At 59.3% G+C, this 25385-nt stretch carries 24 protein-coding genes and 4 pseudogenes; 11 read left to right on the top strand and 17 right to left on the bottom strand.

The window, feature by feature from the left end; all coding sequences use genetic code 11:
* Positions 1-5 precede the first annotated feature (5 nt).
* From V5B59_RS25920 to V5B59_RS25905, 4 genes are read left to right on the top strand one after another with little or no spacing between them, the layout of a single operon-like run.
* Complete coding sequence (locus tag V5B59_RS25920; protein ID WP_034917261.1) at positions 6-500, top strand: hydrogenase maturation protease; 495 nt, start codon at positions 6-8, stop codon at positions 498-500.
* Positions 497-2437 (top strand): FAD-dependent oxidoreductase, encoded by a 1941-nt coding sequence (locus V5B59_RS25915; RefSeq protein ID WP_169071494.1) that lies wholly within the window; start codon positions 497-499, stop codon positions 2435-2437. The genes V5B59_RS25920 and V5B59_RS25915 overlap by 4 nt, the downstream gene beginning before the upstream one ends.
* On the top strand, positions 2434-2904 hold the full coding sequence (locus V5B59_RS25910) for a hydrogenase iron-sulfur subunit (RefSeq protein ID WP_169071493.1): 471 nt from the start codon (positions 2434-2436) through the stop codon (positions 2902-2904). The genes V5B59_RS25915 and V5B59_RS25910 overlap by 4 nt, the downstream gene beginning before the upstream one ends.
* Before the next feature lie 11 nt (positions 2905-2915).
* On the top strand, positions 2916-3140 hold the full coding sequence (locus V5B59_RS25905; RefSeq protein WP_034917267.1) for a sulfurtransferase TusA family protein: 225 nt from the start codon (positions 2916-2918) through the stop codon (positions 3138-3140).
* Positions 3141-3226: 86 nt separating this feature from the next.
* Here the strand turns inward: V5B59_RS25905 and V5B59_RS25900 are convergent, their stop codons facing one another.
* On the bottom strand, positions 3227-4576 hold the full coding sequence (locus V5B59_RS25900; RefSeq protein WP_169071492.1) for an ABC1 kinase family protein: 1350 nt from the start codon (positions 4574-4576) through the stop codon (positions 3227-3229).
* A 406-nt stretch (positions 4577-4982) separates the two neighbouring features.
* Between V5B59_RS25900 and V5B59_RS25895 the strand changes: the two genes are divergently transcribed.
* Entirely contained in the window at positions 4983-6392 is a 1410-nt protein-coding gene (locus tag V5B59_RS25895) for a 3'-5' exonuclease family protein (protein ID WP_332352533.1), read from the top strand.
* A gap of 137 nt (positions 6393-6529) precedes the next feature.
* On the opposite strand, the gene V5B59_RS25890 is transcribed toward V5B59_RS25895, so the two are convergent.
* The 8 genes and pseudogenes from V5B59_RS25890 to V5B59_RS25855 form a co-directional block, all read right to left on the bottom strand.
* On the bottom strand, positions 6530-7009 hold the full coding sequence (locus tag V5B59_RS25890) for a DUF4124 domain-containing protein (protein WP_034916443.1): 480 nt from the start codon (positions 7007-7009) through the stop codon (positions 6530-6532).
* A gap of 269 nt (positions 7010-7278) precedes the next feature.
* A complete protein-coding gene (locus V5B59_RS25885) occupies positions 7279-7686 on the bottom strand; it encodes a DUF4332 domain-containing protein (RefSeq protein ID WP_169071490.1) in 408 nt (135 codons plus the stop codon).
* A gap of 137 nt (positions 7687-7823) precedes the next feature.
* Positions 7824-8408 (bottom strand): annotated as a pseudogene (locus tag V5B59_RS25880) (efflux RND transporter permease subunit); the annotation flags it as partial.
* Positions 8409-8417: 9 nt separating this feature from the next.
* A complete protein-coding gene (locus V5B59_RS25875; protein ID WP_332352532.1) occupies positions 8418-8942 on the bottom strand; it encodes a phasin family protein in 525 nt (174 codons plus the stop codon).
* 40 nt (positions 8943-8982) lie between these two features.
* Entirely contained in the window at positions 8983-10221 is a 1239-nt protein-coding gene (locus tag V5B59_RS25870) for an extracellular catalytic domain type 1 short-chain-length polyhydroxyalkanoate depolymerase (RefSeq protein WP_169071488.1), read from the bottom strand.
* A 944-nt stretch (positions 10222-11165) separates the two neighbouring features.
* On the bottom strand, positions 11166-11426 hold the full coding sequence (locus V5B59_RS25865; RefSeq protein WP_332352531.1) for a hypothetical protein: 261 nt from the start codon (positions 11424-11426) through the stop codon (positions 11166-11168).
* Positions 11427-11532: 106 nt separating this feature from the next.
* A complete protein-coding gene (locus V5B59_RS25860) occupies positions 11533-12084 on the bottom strand; it encodes a transposase (protein ID WP_169071486.1) in 552 nt (183 codons plus the stop codon).
* Positions 12085-12324 (bottom strand): hypothetical protein, encoded by a 240-nt coding sequence (locus tag V5B59_RS25855; protein ID WP_169071485.1) that lies wholly within the window; start codon positions 12322-12324, stop codon positions 12085-12087.
* Between V5B59_RS25855 and V5B59_RS25850 the strand changes: the two genes are divergently transcribed.
* Positions 12323-12526 carry a hypothetical protein gene (locus tag V5B59_RS25850; RefSeq protein WP_169071484.1) on the top strand — a complete coding sequence of 68 codons (204 nt, stop codon included), beginning with the start codon at positions 12323-12325 and terminating at the stop codon, positions 12524-12526. The genes V5B59_RS25855 and V5B59_RS25850 overlap by 2 nt on opposite strands.
* A 96-nt stretch (positions 12527-12622) precedes the next feature.
* On the opposite strand, the gene V5B59_RS25845 is transcribed toward V5B59_RS25850, so the two are convergent.
* Entirely contained in the window at positions 12623-13501 is an 879-nt protein-coding gene (locus tag V5B59_RS25845) for a transposase (RefSeq protein ID WP_332352530.1), read from the bottom strand.
* Between the two features lie 186 nt (positions 13502-13687).
* Here V5B59_RS25845 and tnpC (V5B59_RS25840) point away from each other — a divergent pair, with 186 nt between their 5' ends.
* Positions 13688-15283: an IS66 family transposase gene (tnpC, locus tag V5B59_RS25840; RefSeq protein WP_332351632.1), complete on the top strand. Its 1596-nt coding sequence runs from the start codon at positions 13688-13690 to the stop codon at positions 15281-15283.
* A 33-nt stretch (positions 15284-15316) separates the two neighbouring features.
* Here the strand turns inward: tnpC (V5B59_RS25840) and V5B59_RS25835 are convergent, their stop codons facing one another.
* From V5B59_RS25835 to V5B59_RS25810, 6 genes and pseudogenes are all read right to left on the bottom strand, one after another.
* Positions 15317-15718: a hypothetical protein gene (locus V5B59_RS25835; protein WP_332352529.1), complete on the bottom strand. Its 402-nt coding sequence runs from the start codon at positions 15716-15718 to the stop codon at positions 15317-15319.
* Positions 15719-16178: 460 nt separating this feature from the next.
* Entirely contained in the window at positions 16179-16610 is a 432-nt protein-coding gene (locus tag V5B59_RS25830; protein ID WP_332352528.1) for a surface-adhesin E family protein, read from the bottom strand.
* Between the two features lie 132 nt (positions 16611-16742).
* Positions 16743-18338 (bottom strand): IS66 family transposase, encoded by a 1596-nt coding sequence (gene tnpC / locus V5B59_RS25825; protein WP_332351632.1) that lies wholly within the window; start codon positions 18336-18338, stop codon positions 16743-16745.
* Positions 18339-18847: 509 nt separating this feature from the next.
* Positions 18848-19519, bottom strand: coding sequence for a hypothetical protein (locus V5B59_RS25820; RefSeq protein WP_332352527.1), 672 nt, complete (start codon positions 19517-19519; stop codon positions 18848-18850).
* Positions 19520-20144: 625 nt separating this feature from the next.
* Positions 20145-21619, bottom strand: a pseudogene (locus tag V5B59_RS25815) (transposase).
* 176 nt (positions 21620-21795) lie between these two features.
* Positions 21796-22374: pseudogene (locus V5B59_RS25810) on the bottom strand (efflux RND transporter permease subunit); the annotation flags it as partial.
* Positions 22375-22427: 53 nt separating this feature from the next.
* On the opposite strand from V5B59_RS25810, the gene V5B59_RS25805 reads away from it, so the two are divergent.
* From V5B59_RS25805 to V5B59_RS25790, 4 genes and pseudogenes are all read left to right on the top strand, one after another.
* Complete coding sequence (locus tag V5B59_RS25805; protein ID WP_332352542.1) at positions 22428-22550, top strand: hypothetical protein; 123 nt, start codon at positions 22428-22430, stop codon at positions 22548-22550.
* Between the two features lie 239 nt (positions 22551-22789).
* Positions 22790-24082 (top strand): AAA family ATPase, encoded by a 1293-nt coding sequence (locus V5B59_RS25800; RefSeq protein WP_332352526.1) that lies wholly within the window; start codon positions 22790-22792, stop codon positions 24080-24082.
* Entirely contained in the window at positions 24069-24749 is a 681-nt protein-coding gene (locus V5B59_RS25795; RefSeq protein WP_332352525.1) for an RloB family protein, read from the top strand. Before V5B59_RS25800 ends, V5B59_RS25795 begins: the two co-directional genes overlap by 14 nt.
* A pseudogene (locus V5B59_RS25790) lies at positions 24746-24957 on the top strand (DUF1156 domain-containing protein); the annotation flags it as partial. The gene V5B59_RS25795 and the pseudogene V5B59_RS25790, both read left to right, overlap by 4 nt.
* Here V5B59_RS25790 and V5B59_RS25785 read toward each other — a convergent pair.
* Entirely contained in the window at positions 24889-25347 is a 459-nt protein-coding gene (locus tag V5B59_RS25785; RefSeq protein WP_332352524.1) for a transposase zinc-binding domain-containing protein, read from the bottom strand. The pseudogene V5B59_RS25790 and the gene V5B59_RS25785 overlap by 69 nt on opposite strands.
* Between the last annotated feature and the right edge of the window lie 38 nt (positions 25348-25385).

Raw genomic sequence — 25385 nt, 5'->3', positions numbered from 1 at the left:
CGGCCATGCGCAGTGCACATGGCGACTGCGTCGTGATCGGCCTGGGTTGCCCTTTTCTGAGTGACGATGCCATCGGACCGCGGGTGGTTCGCGAATTGGCGGCCGCAGTGGAAGGGCCATGGCGGCTGGTGGAATCGCACGCCGGCGGCTTGTTGCTGCTCGAGGAACTGGCGGGCGCAACGCGGGCCATCATCGTCGACGCGCTGCTCGACAGCCGCCGCACGCCCGGCGAGGTGATGGTGGCCGGCATCGACGGCCGCAGCCAGAATGCGGCTTGCGGCCACGACTGCACCCTGCTGCAAGCGCTGACCATTGGCCGCGCCATGGGTCTGGATCTGCCCACCGACGAGAATATTCACCTGGTGGCGGTGGTGGCTGACGACGTCACCACTTTTGCCGAAAACCTGACACCCCGCGTCGCCAGCGCCCTGCCGGAAGCCTGCCGGACAGTACGTCTGCTGGCCCGTGGGCATCTCTTTGCCAACAAGGAGGCTGCATGAGTACCCGAGCAAGAACAGCCGTCATTCTATGCACCTGCAGCGGCATCATCGCGGAGCGGATCGACTGGGAAAGGGTGCAGAAACTGCTTGCCAGCCACCCGACCAAACCGGTTTTCCGGGTCGATCAACTCGCCTGTGGTGCCGACAACCTCGAACAGCTGGAGGCCTGGCTGAAGGAAGAACAGCCTGAACGCGTGGTCGTCGCCGCCTGTTCGCCGCGCGATCATGAAACGACATTTCGGCGGCTATTGACCGGGGCCGGCATCAACCCGTATTTCCTGCAAATGGTCAATGTCCGTGAGCAGGTTGCCTGGGTGACCACCGATCCCGTGCTGGCGACGGCGAAGTCGGCACGTCTGTTGTCGGCGGCGCTGGATCGCGTGCAGCGGCATGAGCCGCTCGTCGCGCGCAAGGTGCCGCTGCGCACCGAAGTAGCGATCATCGGTGCCGGACCGGCCGGCATGCAGGCGGCGCTGACGCTGGCACGCGCGGGACGCAAGGTGACCCTGATCGAGAAGGAACCCTTCATCGGCGGGCTGCCCGTTCGCTATGAGGAACTTTTTCCGAATCTCGAATGTGGTCCGTGCCTGCTGGAGCCGGTGATGGGCGAATTGCTGCATGGCCACGAAAGCGAATACGTTGATTTGCTGACGCTGGCCGAGGTGACCTCGGTCAAGGGCGCCTTCGGCAACTGGACCTTGACCGTCAAACAGCAACCGCGCTTCATCAATCCGGATTTATGCATCGGCTGCATGGCCTGTGCTGCCGTCTGCCCCGAGCACCGGCCGCACCCGTGGAATGCTGCTGGCGAACTGGCGGCGGTCGATGCGCCTTTTGCCGGTGCCCTGCCCAATTTCCCGCACATTGATCCGGCGGTCTGCCTGAAGCTGAAGGGCGAGGAGTGCAATGCCTGCGTCGTCGAATGCCCGGTCGAAGGTTCTCTGGCTTTCGACGATACGGCTCGTCAGAACGGCATCGAAGCGGGCGCCATTATCGTCGCCACGGGGGCTCTTGAGAAACAGGACGTTCCCGCCGCTTTCACCGGGCAGTCGGACGTGCATACCGGCTACAGCTTCGAGCGTCTGCTGGCGATGAACGGCCCGACCTGCGGCGAGATCCTGAAAGCTGACGGCACGCCGCCGCAGTCGGTGGCCATTGTCCATTGCGCCGGTTCGCTCGATAGCAGCGAGATTTCCTACTGTTCCGGCACCTGTTGCCGCACTGCGCTGAAGTACGCCCATATTGCCGCTGCCAAAGTGGAGGGGGTCGAACTGACACGTCTGGTACGCGAACAGGTCGTACCCGGCCTGGATGCCGACAACCAACTGCACCACGACCACAGCGCCGTCAGCCGCTATTCCGGGCTGGGCGCCCTGAGCGTCGAAGGCGTGGGGGCAGAACGCCGGATCGTCTGCAAGGACAATGGGCAGGCGATTGCCGCCGACATGATCGTGCTGATGCGTCCGGTCGTTCCCGGTGAAGGAACCAGCAGGGTTGCCGAGGTGCTTGAACTCGAAACCAACGCAGGCGGCTTCCTTGCCCAGTTGCATTCGCTTTCCGCTTCCTGCGCCAGCAACATCAAAGGTATCTATCTGGCCGGGACCAGTCGTGGGCCGGGCGATATCCGTGAGGCCTTTTCCAGCGGCACGGCGGCGGCCGGCCTGGCGCTTTCCGATCTGGTCGATGGCCGCGATCTGGTGGTCGACCCGCAGGTGGCGGTGGTCGATGCGAAGCGCTGTTCCGGCTGCGGAACGTGCCTGCAGGTCTGCCCCTACAAGGCCATTTCGTGGAATGCGCGCGACAGGATTGCCGATGTGGCCGATATCCTGTGTCGTGGTTGCGGCACCTGCGTCGCCGCCTGCCCGTCTGGCGCGATTACCGGACAGGGATTTTCCCGTGCGATGCTACGAGCCGAACTTGCGGGAGTGTTGTCATGAGTTGCCAGAGCTATTCGACTGCCCAGCCGACCAGCCCGACGAACTGCGCCGGCGTCATCGCCAGCGGTGGGGTCAAAATCGTTGCCTTCCTGTGCAACTGGTGTTCCTACGCCGGCGCCGACAAGGCGGGTGCCAGCCAGTTGCCAGTGCCGGCAGAACTGACTGCGATCCGCGTCATGTGTTCCGGCCGGGTTGAGCCGACCCTGATCCTCGAATCCTTCCAGAAAGGGGCGGACGGCGTCATGGTACTGGCCTGCCATCCCGGCGACTGCCATTACAAGGAGGGCAATCTGCGCGCCTACTGCCGGGCTGAACTGCTGGAGCGCCTGGTGCCGCAATTGGGCGTCGATCCGCGGCGCTTTCGCTTCGATTATGTTTCGGCGGCGGAAGCAGACAGGTTTTCGCAGATCACCAATGAATTCGTTGATCAGGTTCGTGCTCTTGCGGCAATACCATTTAATGACTGAGGAGAAGAAGAATGGCAACCCAAATCCTTGATTGCGTTGGACTCAAGTGTCCGCAACCGACGCTGAAAGTAACCGTTCAGTCGACCAGGATGAAACCGGGAGACATTCTCGAAGTCGTCGCCGATTGCTCGACCTTTGAAAAGGATGTGCGTGAATGGGCGACTCGCGCCCGGAAGACCGTCCTTTGGTGCAAGGATGAAGGCGGCGGCAAGAAGCGCATCCAGATCAAGCTTTGAGCGGTTTCCTGGCAGCCTGGCCGGGGCGCGGGCAGAGGAGGTACGTCTGTTGGGTCTTGCGCTGCATCAGGTATCTCGCTGCCGGCTCATGACGGCGCCTGCCCCGACGCGTAAGGCAGGAACAAGGCGCGAATATCCACCCGCGCCTTGAGCCTTGCCGCCAGCAGATAAAGACCGCCGGCCTTGCGGTGCAGGAACAGGGCATCCGCCGGCGGCGTATGCCAGGAATCCCGTTCGGTGCTCAAGGCCAGACCGGCGTCGCGGATGCGCGCTGGCAGATCCGAATTCCCGAAATCGTAGGCACCGGCGTGGCGCAATGGTTCGCAGGCGTGCAGAAAGACATCCAGTACGAGTTGGCGCTGCCGCTCCCCGATGTCAGCCCCAAAATAGCCGATGGCGCTGGCGGCCACGCTCATTTCCTGCCGGTCTCCTGCGACGGCACTCGCCATCAGCCGGCGATAGGCGTCGACAACGACTGCCGGATAGCCGCGCGTCGCTCCGAAGTCGAGCAGAATCAACCGGCGAGAGGCAACGTCGTAACGATAGTTGGCGAAATTTGGATCGGTCTGGATCAAGTGGAATTCGAAGATCTCCCGGAAGAGTAGCCTGAACAGCAGTCCGAGCACGCGATCGCGCTCCGCTTGCGGGGCATGCAGCAGGGATTCGACCGGCACGCCGCCCATGCAGGACATCGACAGGACGCTTTCCGTCGTCAGATCGCCGTGCACCTCGGGCAGCATGAACTCGGGCGTGTCGGCAAGCAGACCGGCGTAGCGGCTGAGCAGGGCGCCCTCGCCCAGATAATCCGCTTCGGCATGCAACTGACGTTTCGCCTCCCGCAGCAACGGTCCGACATCAAGACTGCTCGGCAACAGGCCGGAAATGCGCAGCAAGGTGGCGACATTGTCGACGTCGCTGTCGATACTCTGTCGGACACCGGGGTACTGGACCTTTATGGCCAGGCGCCGCCCATCCTTCGTCTGCGCCAGATGGACCTGGCCGATCGACGCTGCCGCCACCGGCGTGAAAGAGAACTGCCGGAAATGACGGTCCCAGCCATGCCCCCAGTTGGCATCGAGCACGCTGGCCAACTGACGCATCGGCATGGCTCTGGCGTCGGCGCGCAAGCGCGCCAGGATGGCGCCAAACTCCGGCGGCAACAGATCGCCTGCATCCATGGACAACAACTGCCCGAACTTCATCGCCGCTCCACGCAGCTGGGCCAGCTGATCGGCAACTCGGCGGGCGTTCGCCGGCGTCAGCAGCAAGTCGCTGATTCGCGGACGCTTGCCCTGGGCGAACTGACGCGTGCCTTCGGCCAGCATGCTGCCGGCAACACCGCCGGCGAGAGCGCCCAGCCGGACCAGCCTGGACCAGCGTCCGCCGGGAACGGCCGAGGTGTTCGCATCGTGTTCGCTTCGCTCATCGTCGCGCATGTATCAGATTGGCGTTGAGCTCTGCCAGCCTGGCCACCACCGATTGACCCAGTCCGCCTGCCGCTCCAGTGACCAAGGCTACTTTCTCCACGCCATCTCTCCTCCAGTTTCACCTGCTGTCCAGGAATGGACTCCTTGCCGGCCATAGAAACCAGCAGATTGATCGATCAGAAAGCACTTTTTGGCTGGACAAAAAATGCAGATAACGATCAATAAAGTATCATTTCGCACTATGATAGGTGATTAACCATGATTTGTCTAGAACAAATATGAACAAAACAGAAAAAACCTCCATCGCCGTGATGCGCGAGTTGGCCCGTCAATTGCGTGCAGCCAGACACTCCGCGGACGGCGGACGGCTGGCCACCAAACCCGGTTCGATCTGCCGGGCTCCGGGCTTGGCCTCGTGATTCCCGCTCGGCTTGCCTTCATCGGCCTGGAGACCACCGGGGCCAATCCGGTACGGGACCGCATCACAAGGGTCGCCGTGCTGGACGCAGAGGGTGACCGGGTCTCGACCTGGAGTACCCTGGTCAACCCACAGCGGCCGATCCCTGAATTCATCCAGCGACTCAACGGTATCCGCAACGAGACGATAGTTGACGCCCCTACTTTCGCCCAGGTCGCGGCAGAACTGGCCGATCGCCTGCATGGGCGTCTGTTCGTTGCCCACCATGCCCGCTTCAACTATGGTTTCGTCAAGAGCGAATTCCAGCGTCTGGGGAAGTCCTTCCGGACCGACGTGTTGTGTACTGTGCGCCTGTCTCGCAAGCTCTTCCCGGACCACCAGAAACACAACCTGGACAGTCTCATGGTCCGTCATGATTTGACGACCGGCGACCGCCACGGCGCCTTGGCCAATGCCCACCTGCTTTGGCAGTTCTGGTGCCTGTTGAAACGGGATTGCGGCGAAGAGGCTCTAGCCGAGGCCATCCGTCAGCAGCTCAAGCGCCCCAGCCTGCCGCCCCACCTGGATTCTGCCCTGCTCGACGATCTGCCCGAATCCCCCGGGGTGTACCTGTTCTACGGCGACAACGACGCGCTTCTGTACGTGGGGAAAAGCGTCAACCTGCGTCAGCGCGTACGCTCTCACTTCGCGTCCGACCTGCGTGAGTACAAGGAGATGCGCCTCAGTCAGGAAGTGCGTCGAATTCACTGGCATGAGACGGTCGGTGAACTCGGCGCCCTGCTGCTGGAATCGCGACTGGTCAAGGAATGCCAGCCGATTCACAATCGTCGCTTGCGCCGCTCTTCGGACCTGTGCACCTGGCAGTTGGTGCAAGTGGCCCCAGGCGATTACCGGCCGAGACTGGTCAGCGGCCAGGCTGCCGATTTCGTGTGCTCGGAAGACCTTTTCGGCCTCTTCGCCAACCGGCGGGAAGCCACCGACACCCTGCGCAAGATCGCTGCCGCGCATGAACTGTGCCCGATCATTCTCGGGCTGGAGAAACCCGCGCAGCCCGGACGCCCCTGCTTCGCCCACCAGGTCAAGCAATGCCGGGGCGCCTGCGTGGGCAAGGAAGCCGTCGGCGTGCACAGCGTGCGCATGATGTCGGCGCTGATGAAGCTGAAGCTCACCGCATGGCCCTACCCCGGAGCGATCGGCGTCGTCGAGCGGGACGAGTTGCGGGAAGTGGAGGAAGTCCACGTCGTGAACGGCTGGCGGCACCTGGGCAGCGCGCGCAGCGAGGCCGAGATCCAGCAAATCCTGCGGGGTCAGTCGGGTCAGGGGCGGTTCGACCGGGATACCTACAGACTGCTCACCGCGCATCTGGGAAAGGGGCGAGTGCGGGTGCGCCTGTTGTCCGAGCGGTAACGAATTGCGATCGACGAAAGATTCCTGTCATACTCATCGCCGCGCACTTCGATTTCACCGACGACGATCGTGCGCGCTCGTTCGCCGGTCTACTGCTCACCGCCATCGAGGGCGCCTACGTGCGCTGCCGTGAGCGGTCACATGCCGGCACACCTCGCCTCGATCTCCTGTCTGCGCCGCTGGATCAGGGCTGTCCGTTCCTTGTCGTTGAGATAGACGCGCTCGCCCTGGTCGTCGTATCGCGAGACGGCATTCGCGTCCTGCAGGTTTTCGAGCCTCTTCCTGGCGAGCATGCAGTCTCGCTGCTGGCGCTTCACCGCGGCTTCCTGTTCCTCCTGCTTGCGCGCGGCGGCCTCACGATCGATCTGGCGCTGGCGAAACTCGGCCTCTTTCTGCTGCCAGGTCTTGCCAGCCGGCTGGCCGCCATCGCCGGCGGCCGCCGCGGCGGGCTGGTCCTGAGCACCTGGCGCCTTCTGCGGTTTCTGGGCCGGTTGTCCCGGCGGCGGCAGCTCGGAGAAGTGGGTTACCCCCTTCTCGTCGACCCACTTGTAGACCCCGCTGCCCGACGCCGCCGTGGCGACGACAAACAGCACGAGGAACAGGGCTTGTGGATGCATGCTTTTCCCCCGGTGTGACCGCCGGAAACAGCATAGAGCCGCTACCGGGCGGCGTCAACCATCAGCCGCAGCCGCTCCAGTCCGAGCGGCGGCCGATTCAATCAGCGGTTCCTGTCTGCCAGAAGCCATGACCGTTAATGTGAAAGTCGCGTATGCGACTCACGAATCTCCCCTCCCCCCTCGCGGGGGAGGGGTCGGGGGAGAGGGAAACGGTCATGACTTTCATGATCGAGGGTGCCTGGAAAAGTCATGACCGTTGGCGAAGCCTCTCAGTAGCTCAGCGTCTTGGGCAAATCCTTGGCCTGCTGCACCCAGGACTCGACCATCGCCAAGGAAGGCGGCTGTTTGGTGATCTGAACGCCGGCGTTGGTGTCGACGATCTTCGCATGCAGGTTGTCTGGACGACGAGTTGCCAGTTCCTTGACGGTATCGACCCCGGCCTTCTCGAGCAGGTCCGAGTACACGCCGGAGACGCCCTTGATGCGCGCCAGATCGGCTCGGTTGGCAAGATCCAGGATGGTGCGCGCATCGCAGCCGCAGCTGCTTGCCAGCGCTTTCCTCTGGGCCGGCTCGGCGGCCGCAGCGAGGAACTGCTCATTGTTGGTAATCCCCGCTTCCTTGAGCTTTTCGACGATGGCCGGGGTGCTTCCGTGCAAGTCCTTGACTGAGACGGTCATTGCGGTCTTCTCCTATGGTGTCGTTATCGGTAGTGAAACGTTCCTGTCGCGGATCGCGAAACGACCCGGGTAGTCGACAGACACGATTCTAATTGAAGCAGTTAATGGCAGGTCAAGGCCGGCGAACAGCTTGTCGCTCATGCGTGCGGCTTCGGCAGGTGCTGGCGAATCCAGACGATGGCGTCGTCTACGAAGGTGAAGACGACCGGGATGACCAGCAGGCTGAGGAAGGTCGAGGTGATCAGGCCGCCGATGACGACGATGGCCATCGGCGCGCGGAAGCTCGGGTCGGTGCCGATCCCGATGGCGATCGGCAGCATGCCGGCACCCATCGCAATGGTGGTCATGACGATTGGCCGCGCCCGCTTGCGGCAGGCGTCGAGCAGGGCGTTCCAGCGGTCGAGGCCGTGCTCGCGGCGGGCGAGGATGACGTAGTCGACGAGCAGGATCGAGTTCTTGGTGGCGATGCCCATCAGCATGATCAGGCCGATCATCGACGACATCGAGATCGCCTGGCCGGTCACGAACAGCGCGAGGAAGGCGCCGGGCACCGAGAGGACGAGCGCGGCGAGGATGGTCACCGGCTGCACGAAATCCTTGAACAGCAGGACCAGGACGATGTAGATGCAGAGCACGCCGGTTGCCATGGCGAGGCCGAAGCTCTCGAACAGTTCGGCCATCGACTCGGCATCGCCGACCGTGGTCTGCAGCACGCCCGGCGGACTTTCACATCAATGCGTTAGCTTGGTCTCGGCGATAAGGTCATTGATCTCGTCCAGGAAGTCGTTGGCTCGATTAAAAAGAATTTGCGAGACATTCGTCTGCGTCGCGCCGACTTCTTCGCCGATCGCACGGGATTCCTCGATGGCTTTCGTCCATGACTGCTTGAGGTACTCGGCGTAGCGTGCGGCAATGTCCATCGGCGTTCCGGGACGCAGCATCTCTGCCGACGCCCGCTGCGCATCGGCGATGCTGTTGGCCATGAACTCGCGCTGGCGAGCACACGCCATCTCGGCCAGCTGTCCTTCGCGTTTGGCTGCCACCTGGAGGCTGCCGAGGTTCCTTTCCTGGAATTCGCAGACCAGCTTCGCGCGATCGAAGCCCAGCTGCGGAGCCGCTTCGTGGCATAAGTCAAGAAACTCCTTGATGCGTGTCGATGGGTCATACTGCATCAACTCAAGAATTTTTTTTGCAAACGGCAACATATCGGTCGGCCCGGTTTGCTCGGTTTGGACTGGTGACATTTCAACCTCCATTATCGGTGTACATCGTGTCGGTGGAATCGCTCGCTGGCGCTCATTTCAGATTGCTGCAGCGGTCGCTCGCAGTGCTCGTTGCGGCTGTGCTGTCGAGACCCCAGAAACGCGCAATCTCCAGGGTCGAACAGATGTTTCCGTCATAGACAAAGTCTTGCGTGCGGCCGCAGGCGAAACTCGCTTCCTCCGGATCGATCACGACGCCGTGGTCCGTCGCAGGACCTTCCTTCCCGATCAGCCGTGTTTCCACCAGGACCCTGCCTGTCTTGTCGGCGTATTGGGTATGCTCCACCTCATAGGGCGGCACCTTGACAGTGACAGTACGCTTGCCGGGGTTCTGCTTGTTAAAGCCGTGGACGTTCGTCCATTGCAGCGCCAGGTCGCGCAGGTTCCCCGGCCCGACCATGCGGTCCTGCTCACCCTGCCAGATGGTGATCGGCGGCCATCCCCTTTCGCTGCTCGGGCAATCCTTGTTAGCCTCGCAAATCCGGCGAACCCAGTATCCCCATTTCTTCGCATTAGCCCCATTATCCTTAGACAAGACTCTGCCACCCTCTTCGCGCGACTGCCGGGGCTTCGGGCCGGGCTTGTCCGTCGGCTGCATGCAGGAATTAATCGCTTGGGTGTACAAGAGCTCCGCGCAGTTGAACGCTACGCCGGCGATGGGAGCTCCGCCGGCAAAGCAGGTCGGGTGCAAGGCGAGCAGGTCGACGGTCATTCCGCCTCCCGCTGACACCCCTGTCGCGTAGATTCGCGATGGATCCAGCCTCGACCCGTAGTCGTCAAGCATCCTCTTGATCATGTGCATGATCGACCGGACTTCGGCATTGCCGCGATCGGCCTCCCACCAGTTAAAGCAGAGGGCTGGATTGTTCTTGCCTGTAAAAAAGTCCAATAACTTCCTCGCTTTTTGCTGTTGCGGCAACAACACAGCAAAACCCCATTTCTCGGCCAATTGTGCCCAGCCAGTCCCCTGCAGGTAGTCCTCCGCGGTCATCGCGCAGCCATGGAGGGCGACAACCAGCGGTCTTGGCTGCGCGCTCGAACGGACACTCTCGGGAACATAGACGAACATCTTTAGAGCGCCGGGGTTGCGGGACTCCAGCATCTCTATTTCAGTGATTTTGGCGGTTGTGCTGCCCAAGGGTGCCGGCGCGTCTTGAGCCGTCGCCGCCTGGATAGGTGCCTGCGCGAGAACCGCCAGCACGACCAGTCGGCCGACAATGGTCGATACTCTTTTCGCGGTCTCTTTTCGATTGCCAACGCTTGCAAAGTTCATGGTTCTTCCCCCTCGCACTGGTGCATGGAATGATGCCAAAGCCGTCGCAGGAATCCACCTCTCAAGCCTCTTCCGGCGGCCTAAGGTGATTTCCGGGAATCAGGATCCCGAACAACTACCGCAGCTGCCTGTTTTTCTGGCCCTGAGCCAGGCCTGACGCCATGACTCTTGGTACGGCGTTTTGCGGAAATCACCTAAGTCTGTTGCCATTGATGCGCCGCAACATGACTGATTTATAGGTCTTATGGCGGCAGAAGTCAACTCGTGCTTGAGTCCCCAATCCTGCGATCAAGACCGCATGCTGTCGGCTGCGGCGGCTCGCGCTTGGTCGTGATCAACCTTTTCTTTCAGCCAGGCTGCAAGACCCACCCAGGCATGCATACGGCGCTGCAACATGGGGGCGGTGTGGATCCTGGGGGATCCTCTTGCGAGGAAGGAAAGCGGCGAGACCCTGTCGCTCAGCGACTCAGTCCGGCGGGTGCCTCGGCTCGGGCCGGCGCCTCGGTAGTCGTGTCTGTGGTCATCCGCCCGGCCGGGCGAATGACCACAGACACTGGGCGAAGCGGGATTCGGATGACTTTTCATGGGTTCCCGAAACACAATCCCGGATCGACGCCGCTTCACGCGATCTCCTATACTCTCGACGCTGCCGTTGGATTTTTTATCCTTTGCGCGGCAATGGCGCGGCCCTGCGCCTGGGAATGACGAAGGATAGGATATCCAACGCCACTTCCGCCAGTGTTCCAGGCTCTGATAGGCCCTGACAGCAGTCGTGATTCGGGGAAAGTGTGCCGACGGAGCCTGAAAACCTCGCCAGAATCGCAGCACCAGGATGGCCATGATGGCCATGGGTCGCCGCGGTGACCGACAAGGCCGCCGCGGCGACCCATGGTGCAAGCGGTCCCTGACGAGCCCGATCGGATCGGATCGTCTTCGTGCGGCCTTTACCAGGCGATGCGCTGATCGAATTCGTAGTCCGGTGCCGGTTGAGCTTGCGGGTCGAACTCGCCCTGCTCGGCATCGGCCATCTCCCACAGCGGCGGGCCCCGGGCCGGCGCGATAGGCGGCGGTGACGTCGGCTCGCCCAAGTGCGAGAGGATCTCGCGCACGGCGCAGGCGTCGGTGATGAAGGCGATGATTCGCATCTCGCCGCCACAGCGTGGGCAGACGAGCGGAAAGACCTCATCGATGCGCGCGAGCAGCAACGCCCAGGCGTAGCGGGCCGCGCGACACAGGAGCGCCTCCTCTGCCTGCTCCTCGCTGTCGGACGACGCGCCTGGGGCGGTGGTTTGCGCCGCGATTGGCTCAGTCTCAGTCGCTGTGACAAGCGGCGCGGTCGGACGCTCTGGCACGCTGGCAAGCGCGGTGACCTGTGCGCGGAGCGGTGCGTTGGGTGCCAGTACGCCGTACCGATGCCGATGACGGCGCGGGGGGTGGAATCAGCGCCGCCAGACGCTCGAACCGTTCGAGCGGCGTCAGCATCAAGCTGACGCTACCGCCGGGATCCGGCTTGACGCTCTCATAGACCAGGTGTTCGGCGTCGATTTCACGCAAACGTTCCAGCGCAAAGGCCGATCGAGCGCAATACCGTAGCAGCCGTTCCAGGCCCTGGCGGTCGGCCGCTTCAATGCGCACGCCGGCGTCAAGCGAGAAGCCGCCCCTGTGCTCCCAGTTCGCCATCGCTTCGGCGTCTTCCGGCTCGAGCACACCGCGGCGGGTCAGCGCGCGCAGCAGACGGCGGCGGACCTTGGCCTGGACCTCATCAAGCAACTTCTGGTCGGGGGCACGGCTTTCGTGAAACGTCGCCACTCCCGAGGCGTCCGCCTCGAAGACACCCTCGATGACGATGCAGTGGAAGTGCACCTACGGATTAAGCAGCGCGCCAAAGCGGTGAATGAAGGCAAGCGCCCCGATCCGGGAATCGGAACCCGCCGCCGGGCAGGCCCGGCACCAGGCTGGTTCCACGACGCTCAGGAAAATGCGCAGCGCCAGCGTCTCGATCGCCGGATCATGTTCGAGGTGATCACGCAGCCGCTTCGGAACCGACAGCACCCACTGGCGGACCGGCAGCCGCGGCAAAACGTGGTCGGCCAGATGGGACATGGCGCGCTTCATCGACCGCAACATGGAACAGCTGGCGCTGAATTCGCTGGCCTTCTCCGTGACCGAACACGCCCAGCGCGAGCACTACAACCTGTTCTTCGGTGTGTTCAATACCAGCAGTTCCCGGCATAATAAATCAATTCGGATAACTCCTAAAATAAAATCCAATTTGCATTTGCAGATTACGTTTTTGCAGAAGTAATGCTTCCGACTTTTTTCACGGAAATAAAATTTATATTAACAATCACACTGAGCAATAAACTGGGTACAAAAAAACACCATACGAACGAGCAAAGATCTACGACGAGTCTATCTCTAGCGTACCGGCCGAGTAACCGTTTGCAATTGCCTTCCACAACACCTCCCAAGAAGGGATGAGATAAGTTGTAAACAGCTCGATCATCCGATGCCACAAAGAGATTAGAGTACGCCGTGACTGGCGTGCACTTTTAAATAGCTCACATCCCCACGCTTGAAGCTGATCAATTAAAAAAGCCATGAACGTCAAACAACCAAAAACCGAACTCAAATTTTTTTCGCCATGTCCGTAATTGTGCTCTAAATTGTAACCTTGATTCTTCAGTGTGTTAAACGTTTCGTTTTCTATTTTCCAGCGCGCTCGACCTCCTTGCATGACTTTGCAAACCGTCTCTTTCGTTAGTTCGATATCAGTGATCCACGAAAAAATAACCTCCTTGCCTTTGTTAATTTGCCAATATTCCAAAAAGTTAACCAGCAAATCCGGATGGCTTTTATTCAGGGGAACTCCGTTAATAAACCGAAATCCATGAATAATTCCTGCGTCGTCAATCTTCTCAAATTCAATGGCTTCCCCTTGACACATTTTTTTCTGGATCAAATCAAACAAATGGGAATGATCTCCTTGTTTGACGCCAATAATGTACCTCATTTCTAATGATTTCAACCACTTAAGGTGTGGTCCGTTCGCCGACAAACTGTCCTCTATGATAATCGGCTTCAGGTGCTTGTATTGCTCGCTCAGGTGCTTCAGCAACCTTTTCGATGCATTACGCTCACAGTCATTTTTGTTATCGCCGTCCTCTTTCATGATTGGCTCCGGCATCAGGGGAATCACCACTGGGTAGTCCGGGTGAACCACCGTTGCACACAACAGCTGATGATAATATTCTTCTCTCCCATCCCGGTGCTTCTTCACACAACACTGCGGACAACTGGTAGCACCGGAACTAAAATGCCCGGTACCATCAATGGATACTAATACGTGGTAACCGTTTAGCCCCCTACGACATATACCAACTATGCTGCAGTGGTTGCAAGCGAGGGATGGTTTGGCTATGGTATCTCACCAGTGAGCGGGTAATCGTGTTCGTGAGGCAAGTGAGTGTACCTGAGCGACTTTGATCTTCAGCAGTGGGATGAGCAGAAGCTGATGGCGTTACCGGCGAAGCAGAAAGATGGCTTGCTGGTGAAGTTGCTGTGGGATTTGAAAGAGGCGCGGGAGCGGCTCAAGGCGAACTCCCAGACCAGTTCTCGGCCACCCCGCAGTGACCCTCCGTGGCACAGCACAAACTCTGGGGATGAGGATTCGGAAGCGGCCGGGGAGGCAGATGGTGCGGTTGATCCCGAAGCGCAGGGCAGCGGCAGCGCCGCGAACGCGGCGGCGAATGCAGAGCCGAACGGCGTCGGGGCACCGGCTGAGGGGAAGAAGCCTTTGAGTGCGACGGCCGGGAAGCCCAAGAAAGCCGGTCGGCGTCCGGGGGCAGCGGGCCATAGCCGGCAGGTGAGTTTGCCGGTGAGCGACACCGTGATCCACGCGCCGGAATTCTGCGCGGGCTGCGATGAGGCGCTGGATCCGGCCGGGTTCATCGCGTGCAACGGCTTGTATGTCCTGGATATCGAGGCCGAGCCGAGTGCGGGGCTACGTGGCTTACGGGTACGCCACGACAAGCATGTCTACGGTGAGATAAGCTGTGGCCACTGTGGGCATGTCAACCGCAGCGAACCCGGCCGCTGTCCCGCCGAACCCGGGTGGACCGTAGGACTGAGCGAATGGCATCTCGTCGGACCGCTGTTAGTGAGCCTGCTGGTGTGCCTATCGCACCGTATGCACCTGTCGCGGCGGCGGACGCAAGAATTTTTGCGGGACTGGCTGGGCATCGCGCTCTCCACCAGCACGATCAACCAGTGTATTCATGAAGCCGGTCGGGCGGTCGAGCCGATCGAAGCGCAGTGGGTGGAAGAACTGCAGCAGGAAGTGCTGGCCTATGCCGATGAAACGCCGTGGAAGGAATGGGGCCAGTTACTATGGCTGTGGGTGATCATCACGCCGACGATCTGCCTGTACTTCATTGGCTACCGCAGCAAGGAGATTCTGGCGAACGTCCTAGGCGAGGGGTTTGTCGGCTGGCTGATGAGCGATGGCTACTGCGTCTATCGCCGATTCCAGAAGCGGCTGCGCTGTTGGGCGCACCTGTTGCGCAAGGCCGAGGGACTCAAAGAAAGCCTGAGCACCGAGGCGCGGGCCTTTGGAGAGGCCACCCACGGCCTGCTCAGCGACCTGATCACTGCGATTTACCAAGCACGTGAAGGCCCTCCGGTCGATCTCACGCCTCGCTTCCGCGACCGCTTGGACGCCTTCCGTCGGCTATGCGAAGAGCACCGGGATTCGGCTCATGAGAAAACCCGTGCGCTGGCGCGCGAATTTCTCTACGACTGGGAGGCGGTCTGGATCGTCGTCGCCCATCCCTATCTGCCGTTCACCAACAACGAGGCCGAACGGGCCTTGCGGCACTGGGTCATCGCCCGGCTCATCAGCCAAGGCACCCGTACCGAGCAGGGTACCCGTGCCTTTGCCCTGTTGGCCAGTGTCATCGACACCTGCCGGCGTCGCCACATCTTGCCCTGGCCCTACCTGGCCAAGGTGGTCGCCGAGCGGCGTAAAGGCAACGCAGCGCCCCTGCTACCGGCTGCTGCCTGATTTTTGGTAGTGGTCGTCGGGGAGGCTAAACGGTTACAATACGTGACCATCCATAAAATGGTATTGCTCCATCACTCCGGCCTGCACTGCATTTTGATGGAGCGCACAAAAGCTCGAACTCAGCTGTCGAAAGTCAATTTCGTCCAAGATGCTTCGCATCTGCGTATCCGATGGGGTCGTCTGAATACCATACATCGTCATCAGATTGTGCCGTATGACCTCGTTTTTTCTTTTTTCATCGAACTGAAGTAGCGACGGGCACTTCATTGAAAACATAGCAAGCCCAGACATCAAGGCATCTGATAAAGGAATTGATTTGCGATTCGTGCGCTGATCCACTATTCCATCAAATGACGAACGAGCCTGCTTGAGTAAATTCGAAGCCGATAGATCTTCCGAATTTGATGTGATTTTCCAAGAAATGGTTTTTTTCATCTTTCAGCCAAACTTAATCAGATAGATGTCAAAGTATACTACTAAAATGCAAAGTTAGCCCCTTCACCGAGGCTGAAAGCGCCTCGTAACTTGTTGTTTTTAGTGGGGGAAATTTATGCCGGGAACTGCTGGTTCAATACGATAACCCAAGCGCGCGCCGCCATCGCAGCACTGCCGGCTGAATTGCGTGCCAACCAACCGTGGGTGCGTCAGTTCAAGTCGGTACAGGATTCCTTGCGCTAGCAGCGCGCCGCGAAAAGGTTGGCCACCGTTTCACGGTGGCCAATTTTATTCTGTCGAATGAACGTTCAATGTCTAAATTAACCAACGCCCCAATGATGTCGCAAGAAAATCATGACGCTGCGCTGGCGTTCGAATGAATAACAGGTTCGCCCAAGAAGCCGTTGTCTACCCCAATTATTACTTGGCGATTCTTGCCAAATTCTCATTCAAATAAAAACTACCTGTACTTCCCGCAGGCTATGTTAAGCAAAGTAGAAACAATGCTTCCTGGCGATGCAGGCATCCATTTTTCTTCTGAAGTGATATCACCAAAACTTTCCCCGTCACCCATACTTCCAGATTTGAACTGCAGAAATAAAACCCGAGATGTTTCTTCCTTGCAGTCAAACTCTCTTTGGAATTTCATTGACTTAAAAGGACCAGAGCCACTAACGGGACGATTATTATTATCGAAAATGTATTGTGGTAGATTGGTGCTCCACAAGCTCCATATTTTTGCCTTGTCGCCATTCCTCCGTATTGTAGAAAAATCAGCATAAACGGTAACCACATCTCCTTTTCCTGTCTGACTGCTACCAATATTAGACCACTCTGCATTTACAGCAGTACTGCCAACAACCGCCAATAGTGTCAAGATGATGTTTTTCATTTTACATTTCCTTGAGTACCGTACTGGGAAGGAGATCTTAAGACAAGGAGATCTGTTTACGTAAGCGCGGGTAACCTGGTCAAAGTTGTTTGATCGTAACCGTTTAGCCTCCCCGACGACCACTACCAAAAATCAGGCAGCAGCCGGTAGCAGGGGCGCTGCGTTGCCTTTACGCCGCTCGGCGACCACCTTGGCCAGGTAGGGCCAGGGCAAGATGTGGCGACGCCGGCAGGTGTCGATGACACTGGCCAACAGGGCAAAGGCACGGGTACCCTGCTCGGTACGGGTGCCTTGGCTGATGAGCCGGGCGATGACCCAGTGCCGCAAGGCCCGTTCGGCCTCGTTGTTGGTGAACGGCAGATAGGGATGGGCGACGACGATCCAGACCGCCTCCCAGTCGTAGAGAAATTCGCGCGCCAGCGCACGGGTTTTCTCATGAGCCGAATCCCGGTGCTCTTCGCATAGCCGACGGAAGGCGTCCAAGCGGTCGCGGAAGCGAGGCGTGAGATCGACCGGAGGGCCTTCACGTGCTTGGTAAATCGCAGTGATCAGGTCGCTGAGCAGGCCGTGGGTGGCCTCTCCAAAGGCCCGCGCCTCGGTGCTCAGGCTTTCTTTGAGTCCCTCGGCCTTGCGCAACAGGTGCGCCCAACAGCGCAGCCGCTTCTGGAATCGGCGATAGACGCAGTAGCCATCGCTCATCAGCCAGCCGACAAACCCCTCGCCTAGGACGTTCGCCAGAATCTCCTTGCTGCGGTAGCCAATGAAGTACAGGCAGATCGTCGGCGTGATGATCACCCACAGCCATAGTAACTGGCCCCATTCCTTCCACGGCGTTTCATCGGCATAGGCCAGCACTTCCTGCTGCAGTTCTTCCACCCACTGCGCTTCGATCGGCTCGACCGCCCGACCGGCTTCATGAATACACTGGTTGATCGTGCTGGTGGAGAGCGCGATGCCCAGCCAGTCCCGCAAAAATTCTTGCGTCCGCCGCCGCGACAGGTGCATACGGTGCGATAGGCACACCAGCAGGCTCACTAACAGCGGTCCGACGAGATGCCATTCGCTCAGTCCTACGGTCCACCCGGGTTCGGCGGGACAGCGGCCGGGTTCGCTGCGGTTGACATGCCCACAGTGGCCACAGCTTATCTCACCGTAGACATGCTTGTCGTGGCGTACCCGTAAGCCACGTAGCCCCGCACTCGGCTCGGCCTCGATATCCAGGACATACAAGCCGTTGCACGCGATGAACCCGGCCGGATCCAGCGCCTCATCGCAGCCCGCGCAGAATTCCGGCGCGTGGATCACGGTGTCGCTCACCGGCAAACTCACCTGCCGGCTATGGCCCGCTGCCCCCGGACGCCGACCGGCTTTCTTGGGCTTCCCGGCCGTCGCACTCAAAGGCTTCTTCCCCTCAGCCGGTGCCCCGACGCCGTTCGGCTCTGCATTCGCCGCCGCGTTCGCGGCGCTGCCGCTGCCCTGCGCTTCGGGATCAACCGCACCATCTGCCTCCCCGGCCGCTTCCGAATCCTCATCCCCAGAGTTTGTGCTGTGCCACGGAGGGTCACTGCGGGGTGGCCGAGAACTGGTCTGGGAGTTCGCCTTGAGCCGCTCCCGCGCCTCTTTCAAATCCCACAGCAACTTCACCAGCAAGCCATCTTTCTGCTTCGCCGGTAACGCCATCAGCTTCTGCTCATCCCACTGCTGAAGATCAAAGTCGCTCAGGTACACTCACTTGCCTCACGAACACGATTACCCGCTCACTGGTGAGATACCATAGCCAAACCATCCCTCGCTTGCAACCACTGCAGCATAGTTGGTATATGTCGTAGGGGGCTAAACGGTTACGTTTGATCCGTTGCAGACGCAAGCCATGACGTTTGTTGCTGCCGAGGTAAGCGTTAATTTAGTCGGGAACCGAGATTGCAGTATCTTATGAATCGTTTAAAATATGTTGCTATACAAAGTTAAAATCGTCACTAGAATGCGAATCGGGCCTCGATCATCATTCCGGCCGCGTCGCGCTCCCGGCACTGCTCCGGCGATGTGGCGAGAGCACGCGCAGCCCTCGACGCGGCAGCGCCGCACCCCAGTGCGGCGCTGCCGCGCTGGTGACCTCGGCATTGCGTGCTGCGGATAAACCACGCCGGATTGGGGCGCGGCGCTTGCAAGTGGGTGGCCGGAACGATGATCGAGGCCGCGAATCGACGCCATTCGACGAGGTCAAATTAATTCGCTGCCTATGTGGCATACAAAATATTCCCCCGATCAAATGCTTCGCTGAGCAGTGAGATGCTTTCTTCACATTTATTGTATACATACTGTGCTACAGTCAGGGCACCCATAAAAGCAGAGATGTTTGCAGTTGTAGCTGATGGGTGGGCAAATGTGGAAAAAGACACTGTGATGGTTTCTCTGTTTAATTCACTGAACGAGCCGAGTACTCCACACCAATTTGGATGAGCATACTCGCAAAGATCGTCGTAGCCGGATCGAAACCCATTGAATTGCTTATCAACTTTATCAATTAATGTAAGAACATTTATTGCTTTAGGCAGTTTAGGATCACTACGAGACGAAACCATAGTGTCCCTTAGAAACTGTGTTAAAGCGTCGTCTTTGAGGGCCTTAAGAGCATTTGATACTTGCAACTCAAGAGAATAAAGCACTGCGGTACTCTCAACGATGGCCCGAACCAATATTGAAGCTGACACCCAACGTCCCGCATCAAATTCTGATACTACACCATCAGCTAAGGAGGATAATCGGTGGATTAGGGCCTCTCTAAGAACCATTGCCTTGAAAGGATTTTTTGATTTTAGTGTAAAAGACTTGGCATGCACAAACCTTGGCAGGCGAGTACGAAATACTCCAGCAGCTTGTCGGGCGTGGTCAATTGTCGGTTCGATCATTGATGATTGCTCCATTGCTTCCGTGTGACGTAACTTTGCTATGGTGAGGCGATTTATGCTATAACTCAGGTGCCTGCTCCGTGTCACTCGGCGTAGCGCTGCGCCTCCGCACTCGGTTAGCATATTAGAAATGTACAGCAAGTGTAGGATTTGTCGTGATTATTATCATGCTGGCGTACCGATCAGTTGGTCTACCAGCTTGCCCGTAGCTCGACGCAGATGGTCTCCCACGGCAGACTGGAAGTGCGTTCATAGTAGGCTTTTCTCTGGAGGATTGCGCCTGCTAGATGCCATTATTAAGGAGGCCCTTTAATTCGCTGGCCCCCGTAACACCCTGAAAGGCCGAAGACGCCATGCGTATGGAAGGAATTTAAGGGCCAAGGATAGGAAATCCAACGGCACCATCGAGAGTATATGGAGTATATGAGCCTTCATCAAGGGGCGTCAATCTCGGATTGGGTCCCAGGAACCCATGAAAAGTCATCCGAATCCCGCCTCGCCCAGTGCCTGCGTTCATCCGCCCGGCCGGGCGGATGAACGCAGGCACGAGTCGTCCCACGACGGGCGATGGCAGCTCGTCTGGCTTCAGTCTGGACCTTTGCGCATGGATACTTCCAACCCGCACCTACCAGGCGATACGCTGGTCGAATTCGTACTCAGGTGCCGGTTGAGCCTGTGGGTCGTCCTCGCCCATGGTGGCGCCCTGCCTCTCCCAGAGCGGCGGCGCACGGGCTCTCATCAGGCGTGGCGGCGATGTTGGCTCGCCCAGATGGGTCAGGATGTCGCGCACCGCGCCGGCGTCGGTGATGAAGGCGATGATTCGCATCTCGCCGCCGCAGCGTGGGCAGACGAGCGGAAAGACCTCATCGATCCGGGCGAGCAGCAGCGCCCAGGCGTAGCGGGCCGCACGACGCAGGAGCGCCCCCTCTGCCTCCTCCTCGCTGTCGGACGACGCGCCTGGGGCGGTGATTTGCGCCGCGATTGGCTCAGTCTCAGTCTCAGTCGCTGTGACCAGCGGCGCGGTCGGACTCTCTGGCACGCCGGCAAGCGAAGTGACCTGTGCGCGTAGCGGTGCGTGGGGTGCCAGTACGCCGTAGTACCGATGCCGATGACGGCGCGGGGGTGGAATCAGCGCCGCCAGACGCTCGAACCGTTCGAGCGGCGTGAGCATCAAGCGGACGCTGCCGCCGGGACCCGGCTTGACGCTCTCATAGACCCGGTGTTCGGCGTCGATTTCACGCAAGCGCTCCAGCGCGAAGGGCGGGCGAGCGCAGGTGCGCAGCAGCCGTTCCAGGCCCTGGCGGTCGGCCCCTTCGACGCGCACGCTAGCGTCGACCGAGAAGCCACCCCCGTGCTCCCAGCTTGCCATCGTCTCGGCATCTTCCGGCGCCAGCACACCGCGCCGGGTCAGCGCGCGCAGTAGACGGCGGCGGACCTTGGCCTGCACTTCGTCGAGCAATTTCCGGTCGGGGGGACTGCTTTCCTGAAACGTCGCCGCTCCTGAAGCGTCCGCCTCGAAGACGCCCTCGATGACGATGCAGTGGAAGTGCACCTGCGGATTGAGCAGCGCGCCAAAGCGGTGAATGAAGGCAAGCGCCCCGATCCGGGAATCGGAACCCGCCGCCGGGCAGGCCCGGCACAAGGCTGGTTCCACGACGCTCAGGAAAATGCGCAGCGCCAGCGTCTCGATCGCCGGATCATGTTCGAGGTGATCACGCAGCCGCTTCGGAACCGACAGCACCCACTGGCGGACCGGCAGCCGCGGAAAAATGGGGTCGGCCAGAGGGGCGGCGGTTTCGACCATTCGCCGGGGGTTACAAGCGGGACAGACGCCCCGACCTTTGCACGACCAGGCGATGAGAAAATCGTGACCGCACTCGGCGCATCGAGCGCGGGCAAAACCATTGGCGAGAATCCCGCAGTCGAGATAGCGGCGGAACTCCCGCTCGACATACGCCGGACCGGCAGCGCCCTGCCGACGGTCACAGGGGATTCGAGCCAAGTGGCGAGGTGCGTCTGCACGGTGCGATAGCGCACGGTACGTTCGGGCCGGCGACGGCGATAGACGGCAGTGCGAGCGGGCGCGCAGGCGGTAGCCATGGGGATCCGGGTTGAGCACTCAAGATGTCGATAACGGTATGCGCCTACAGTGATCAGCGCAATGCCCTCTGGCGGCGGCCGCGCCGTAACGAGAACCAACCATGAACCGCGAGGGGTGCATCTGCTCCTGACAACCAACGCACCGCTTGCAAATAGGCCGGCGAACGGGTGGTCGCTCATGCGCGCGGCTTCGGCAGGTGCTGGTGGATCCAGACGATGGCGTCGTCCACGAAGGTGAAGACGACCGGGATGACCAGCAGGCTGAGGAAGGTCGAGGTGATCAGGCCGCCGATGACGACGATGGCCATCGGCGCGCGGAAGCTCGGGTCGGTGCCGATCCCGATGGCGATCGGCAGCATGCCGGCACCCATCGCAATGGTGGTCATGACGATTGGCCGCGCCCGCTTGCGGCACGCGTCGAGCAGGGCGTTCCAGCGGTCGAGGCCGTGCTCGCGGCGGGCGAGGATGACGTAGTCGACGAGCAGGATCGAGTTCTTGGTGGCGATGCCCATCAGCATGATCAGGCCGATCATCGACGACATCGAGATCGCCTGGCCGGTCACGAACAGCGCGAGGAAGGCGCCGGGCACCGAGAGGACGAGGGCGGCGAGGATGGTCACTGGCTGCACGAAATCCTTGAACAGCAGGACCAGCACGAGGTAGATGCAGAGCACGCCGGTCGCCATGGCGAGGCCGAAGCTCTCGAACAGTTCGGCCATCGACTCGGCATCGCCGATCGTGGTCTGCAGCACGCCCGGCCGGCTGCGGCGACCGTCTCGGCGAGTGTCGCGCCGGGCGGCAGGGTCACGTGCGCCTGCGTCTGCGAGAGGTCGTCGGCCGGCAGGAAGCCGGTCGGCAGCAGCGGCACCAGCGCGAAGGAACCAAAGAAGAAGACGGCCGTGGCGGACAGCGTCGCCAGCCCGGTGCCTGAGGCACCAGGCCGCCCAGCCCTCGTAGATGTGAGCAATCCTTTCACGCAGGAGCCGGCCTGGGGCGTGAGCAGCGTCAATATGGAGTTGAGTCATTTGCTCTCTCAGGCGACCCCGTTCCGGTAAGAAAAAGCGTGGCGCTTGGCGCCTCTAGTGTGTCAAAATTCATGTCAGAGTGCATTCATGAACGTTTTTTGGCAAAATTTGCTAAAAATATATAGATAAATTGAAGGGCGAGATCATGTTGATTCAGTTCAGCGTAAGCAATTGGCGATCGGTAAAAGAGAATCAAACGCTCAGCCTGGTCTTGGCCAAAGGGACTGAACTGATCGCTTCCAACAGCTTCACACCGACCGCACCAGCAACTCCAAGTCTGCTTCGTTCCGCCGCAATTTACGGCGCCAATGCCGCAGGGAAATCTAATCTGCTACGCGCCATGCAGACCATGAAAAAGATGGTGATGGACTCCAGCAAAGGTCAGAGAGGCGATTTGGTCCCTGTTACATCCTTTCTCCTGGACAGCGCTACCGAAGAATCACCTTCCGAATTTGAAGTTTTTTTGGTTGCCGATGGTGTTCGCTACCAGTATGGATTCTCGGCTACGCCCGAGCGTATTCACGAGGAATGGCTTTTTGCTTATCCTAACGGGCGCTCGCAAAAATGGTTAGGGCGGGCCTGGGATGCTGAAAAAAAAGTCTATCAGTGGGAAAAATGCAATGCCTTGACCGGTCAAAAGCAGCTTTGGCAGGACTCCACGCGGGAGAACGCGCTCTTTCTATCCACGGCGGTACAACTCAATAGCAAGCAACTACAGCCGGTTTATGACTGGTTCAAGAAGACACTCCGCTTGGCCAATGTATCCGGTTGGTCGCCATCTTTTACGGCCTCGCTATGCAAAGATTCAGAACAGAGCAAGAAGGTATTGGCTTTCCTGCAAGCCGCGGACCTCGACATTCAGGATGTCATTATCGAATCCGAGAAGATGTCAGCAAAGCATTTCCCCGATGACATGCCTGATGAACTCAAAACGACGCTGCTGGCAAAAATGCAGGATAGCGAAGTACTGGATATCAAGACCGTGCATCGCTCGTTGGACGGCCGCGCCGTTTCATTCGATTTTCGAGACGAATCAGACGGCACACAAAAATTCTTCGCTTTTGCCGGCCCATGGCTCGACGCCTTGAAGAATGGATTTGTGCTGGTTATCGATGAATTGCACGATAATCTGCATCCGAAGATGGTTCAGTTTCTGGTCCAGCTTTTCCACAACAGCGAAACTAATCCGAAGAATGCTCAATTGGTATTCACGACTCACGAAACATCGATCCTGAACCAGGACGTCTTTCGGCGCGATCAAATCTGGTTCTGCGAGAAGGATGACAAGCAATCCACTCGACTCTATCCTCTCACCGATTTTAAACCGAGAAAGGAACGGGAAAACCTGGAGGCAAGTTACCTAGCGGGTCGTTACGGTGCCTTGCCATACTTGAGAAGCGTGAGCATCGGCAGGGGAGTGCCAAATGGGGAGCGATGACATTTTTCACAAACGCAGAGCCAGGGCGGCCGCTGAACTGAATCGCCGGAGATCAGTTCGCGCATCTTATGACAAAGTTTTGATCGTCTGTGAGGGAGAAAAAACGGAACCGCTTTATTTCCGTGAGCTTATCGATTACTATAAAATACATAGTGCCAATGTCAGAGTGAGCTGTGACTGTGGCTCTGACCCTGTCAGCGTCGTCAATCACGGTATAGAGTTGTATGAGCATGAGAAACGGACTGGAAGCGGTCCTTTTGACTCTGTATATTTCGTCTTCGACCGCGATGCGCACCCAAACTATCAGCAGGCCACTGAACGACTCAATAATCTAAAGCACCAAAAGCCTTTCTTTTCGGCTAATTCTGTTCCATGCTTTGAGTACTGGCTGCTACTTCATTTCACCTATACCACGGCACCGTATTCAGCCGTCGGTGGCACGAGCGCGGGTGCCGCTGTGCTCAAGGATCTGAAAACCTATTGGCCAGAATATGCCAAAGCGGGACATGGAACTTTTTCGGCCACACTCAGCAAGCTTGGCTTCGCTAAAGCAAATGCTAAGCGAGCCTGCACAGAAGCCGACAATAACCACACAGATAATCCTTCAACTTATGTGCATAAGTTGGTCGAGTATCTGCAAGAACTCAAGAACCCCAAGTCGGAATGAATCCCCCTGTCAAGACACCCAAGAAACTGATCGAAGTCGCCCTGCCGCTGGACGACATCAACATCGCCTGTGCGCGGGAAAAATCCATCCGTCACGGGCACCCTTCGACCTTGCATCTGTGTGGTGGGCGCGCCGGCCACTAGCTGCGGTGCGGGCAGTTATTTTTACTCAGATGGTCAATAACCCCGGCTACGAGCGCCATCTTGGGCGCGGGGGGTGAACAAGGGCGGACCGGCAACCGCGGCAAAACGGGGTCGGCCAGAGGGGCGGCGGTTTCGACCATTCGCCGGGTGTTGCAAGCGGGACAGACACCGAGGCCTTTGCACGACCAGGCGATGAGAAAATCGTGACCGCACTCGGCGCATCGAGCGCGGGCAAAACCATTGGCGAGAATCCCGCAGTCGAGATAGCGGCGGAACTCCCGCTCGACATACGCCGGACCGGCAGCGCCCTGCCGACGGTCACAGGGGATTCGAGCCAAGTGGCGAGGTGCGTCTGCACGGTGCGATAGCGCACGGTACGTTCGGGCCGGCGACGGCGATAGACGGCAGTGCGAGCGGGCGCGCAGGCGGTAGCCATGGGGATCCGGGTTGAGCACTCAAGATGTCGATAACGGTATGCGCCTACAGTGATCAG

The sequence above is a fragment of the Candidatus Accumulibacter contiguus genome, assembly GCF_036625285.1.
In the GTDB taxonomy this organism is placed as follows: domain Bacteria; phylum Pseudomonadota; class Gammaproteobacteria; order Burkholderiales; family Rhodocyclaceae; genus Accumulibacter; species Accumulibacter contiguus.
Note: the sequence above shows the minus strand (reverse complement) of the source record. Positions and strands in the feature narration are given on the sequence as shown.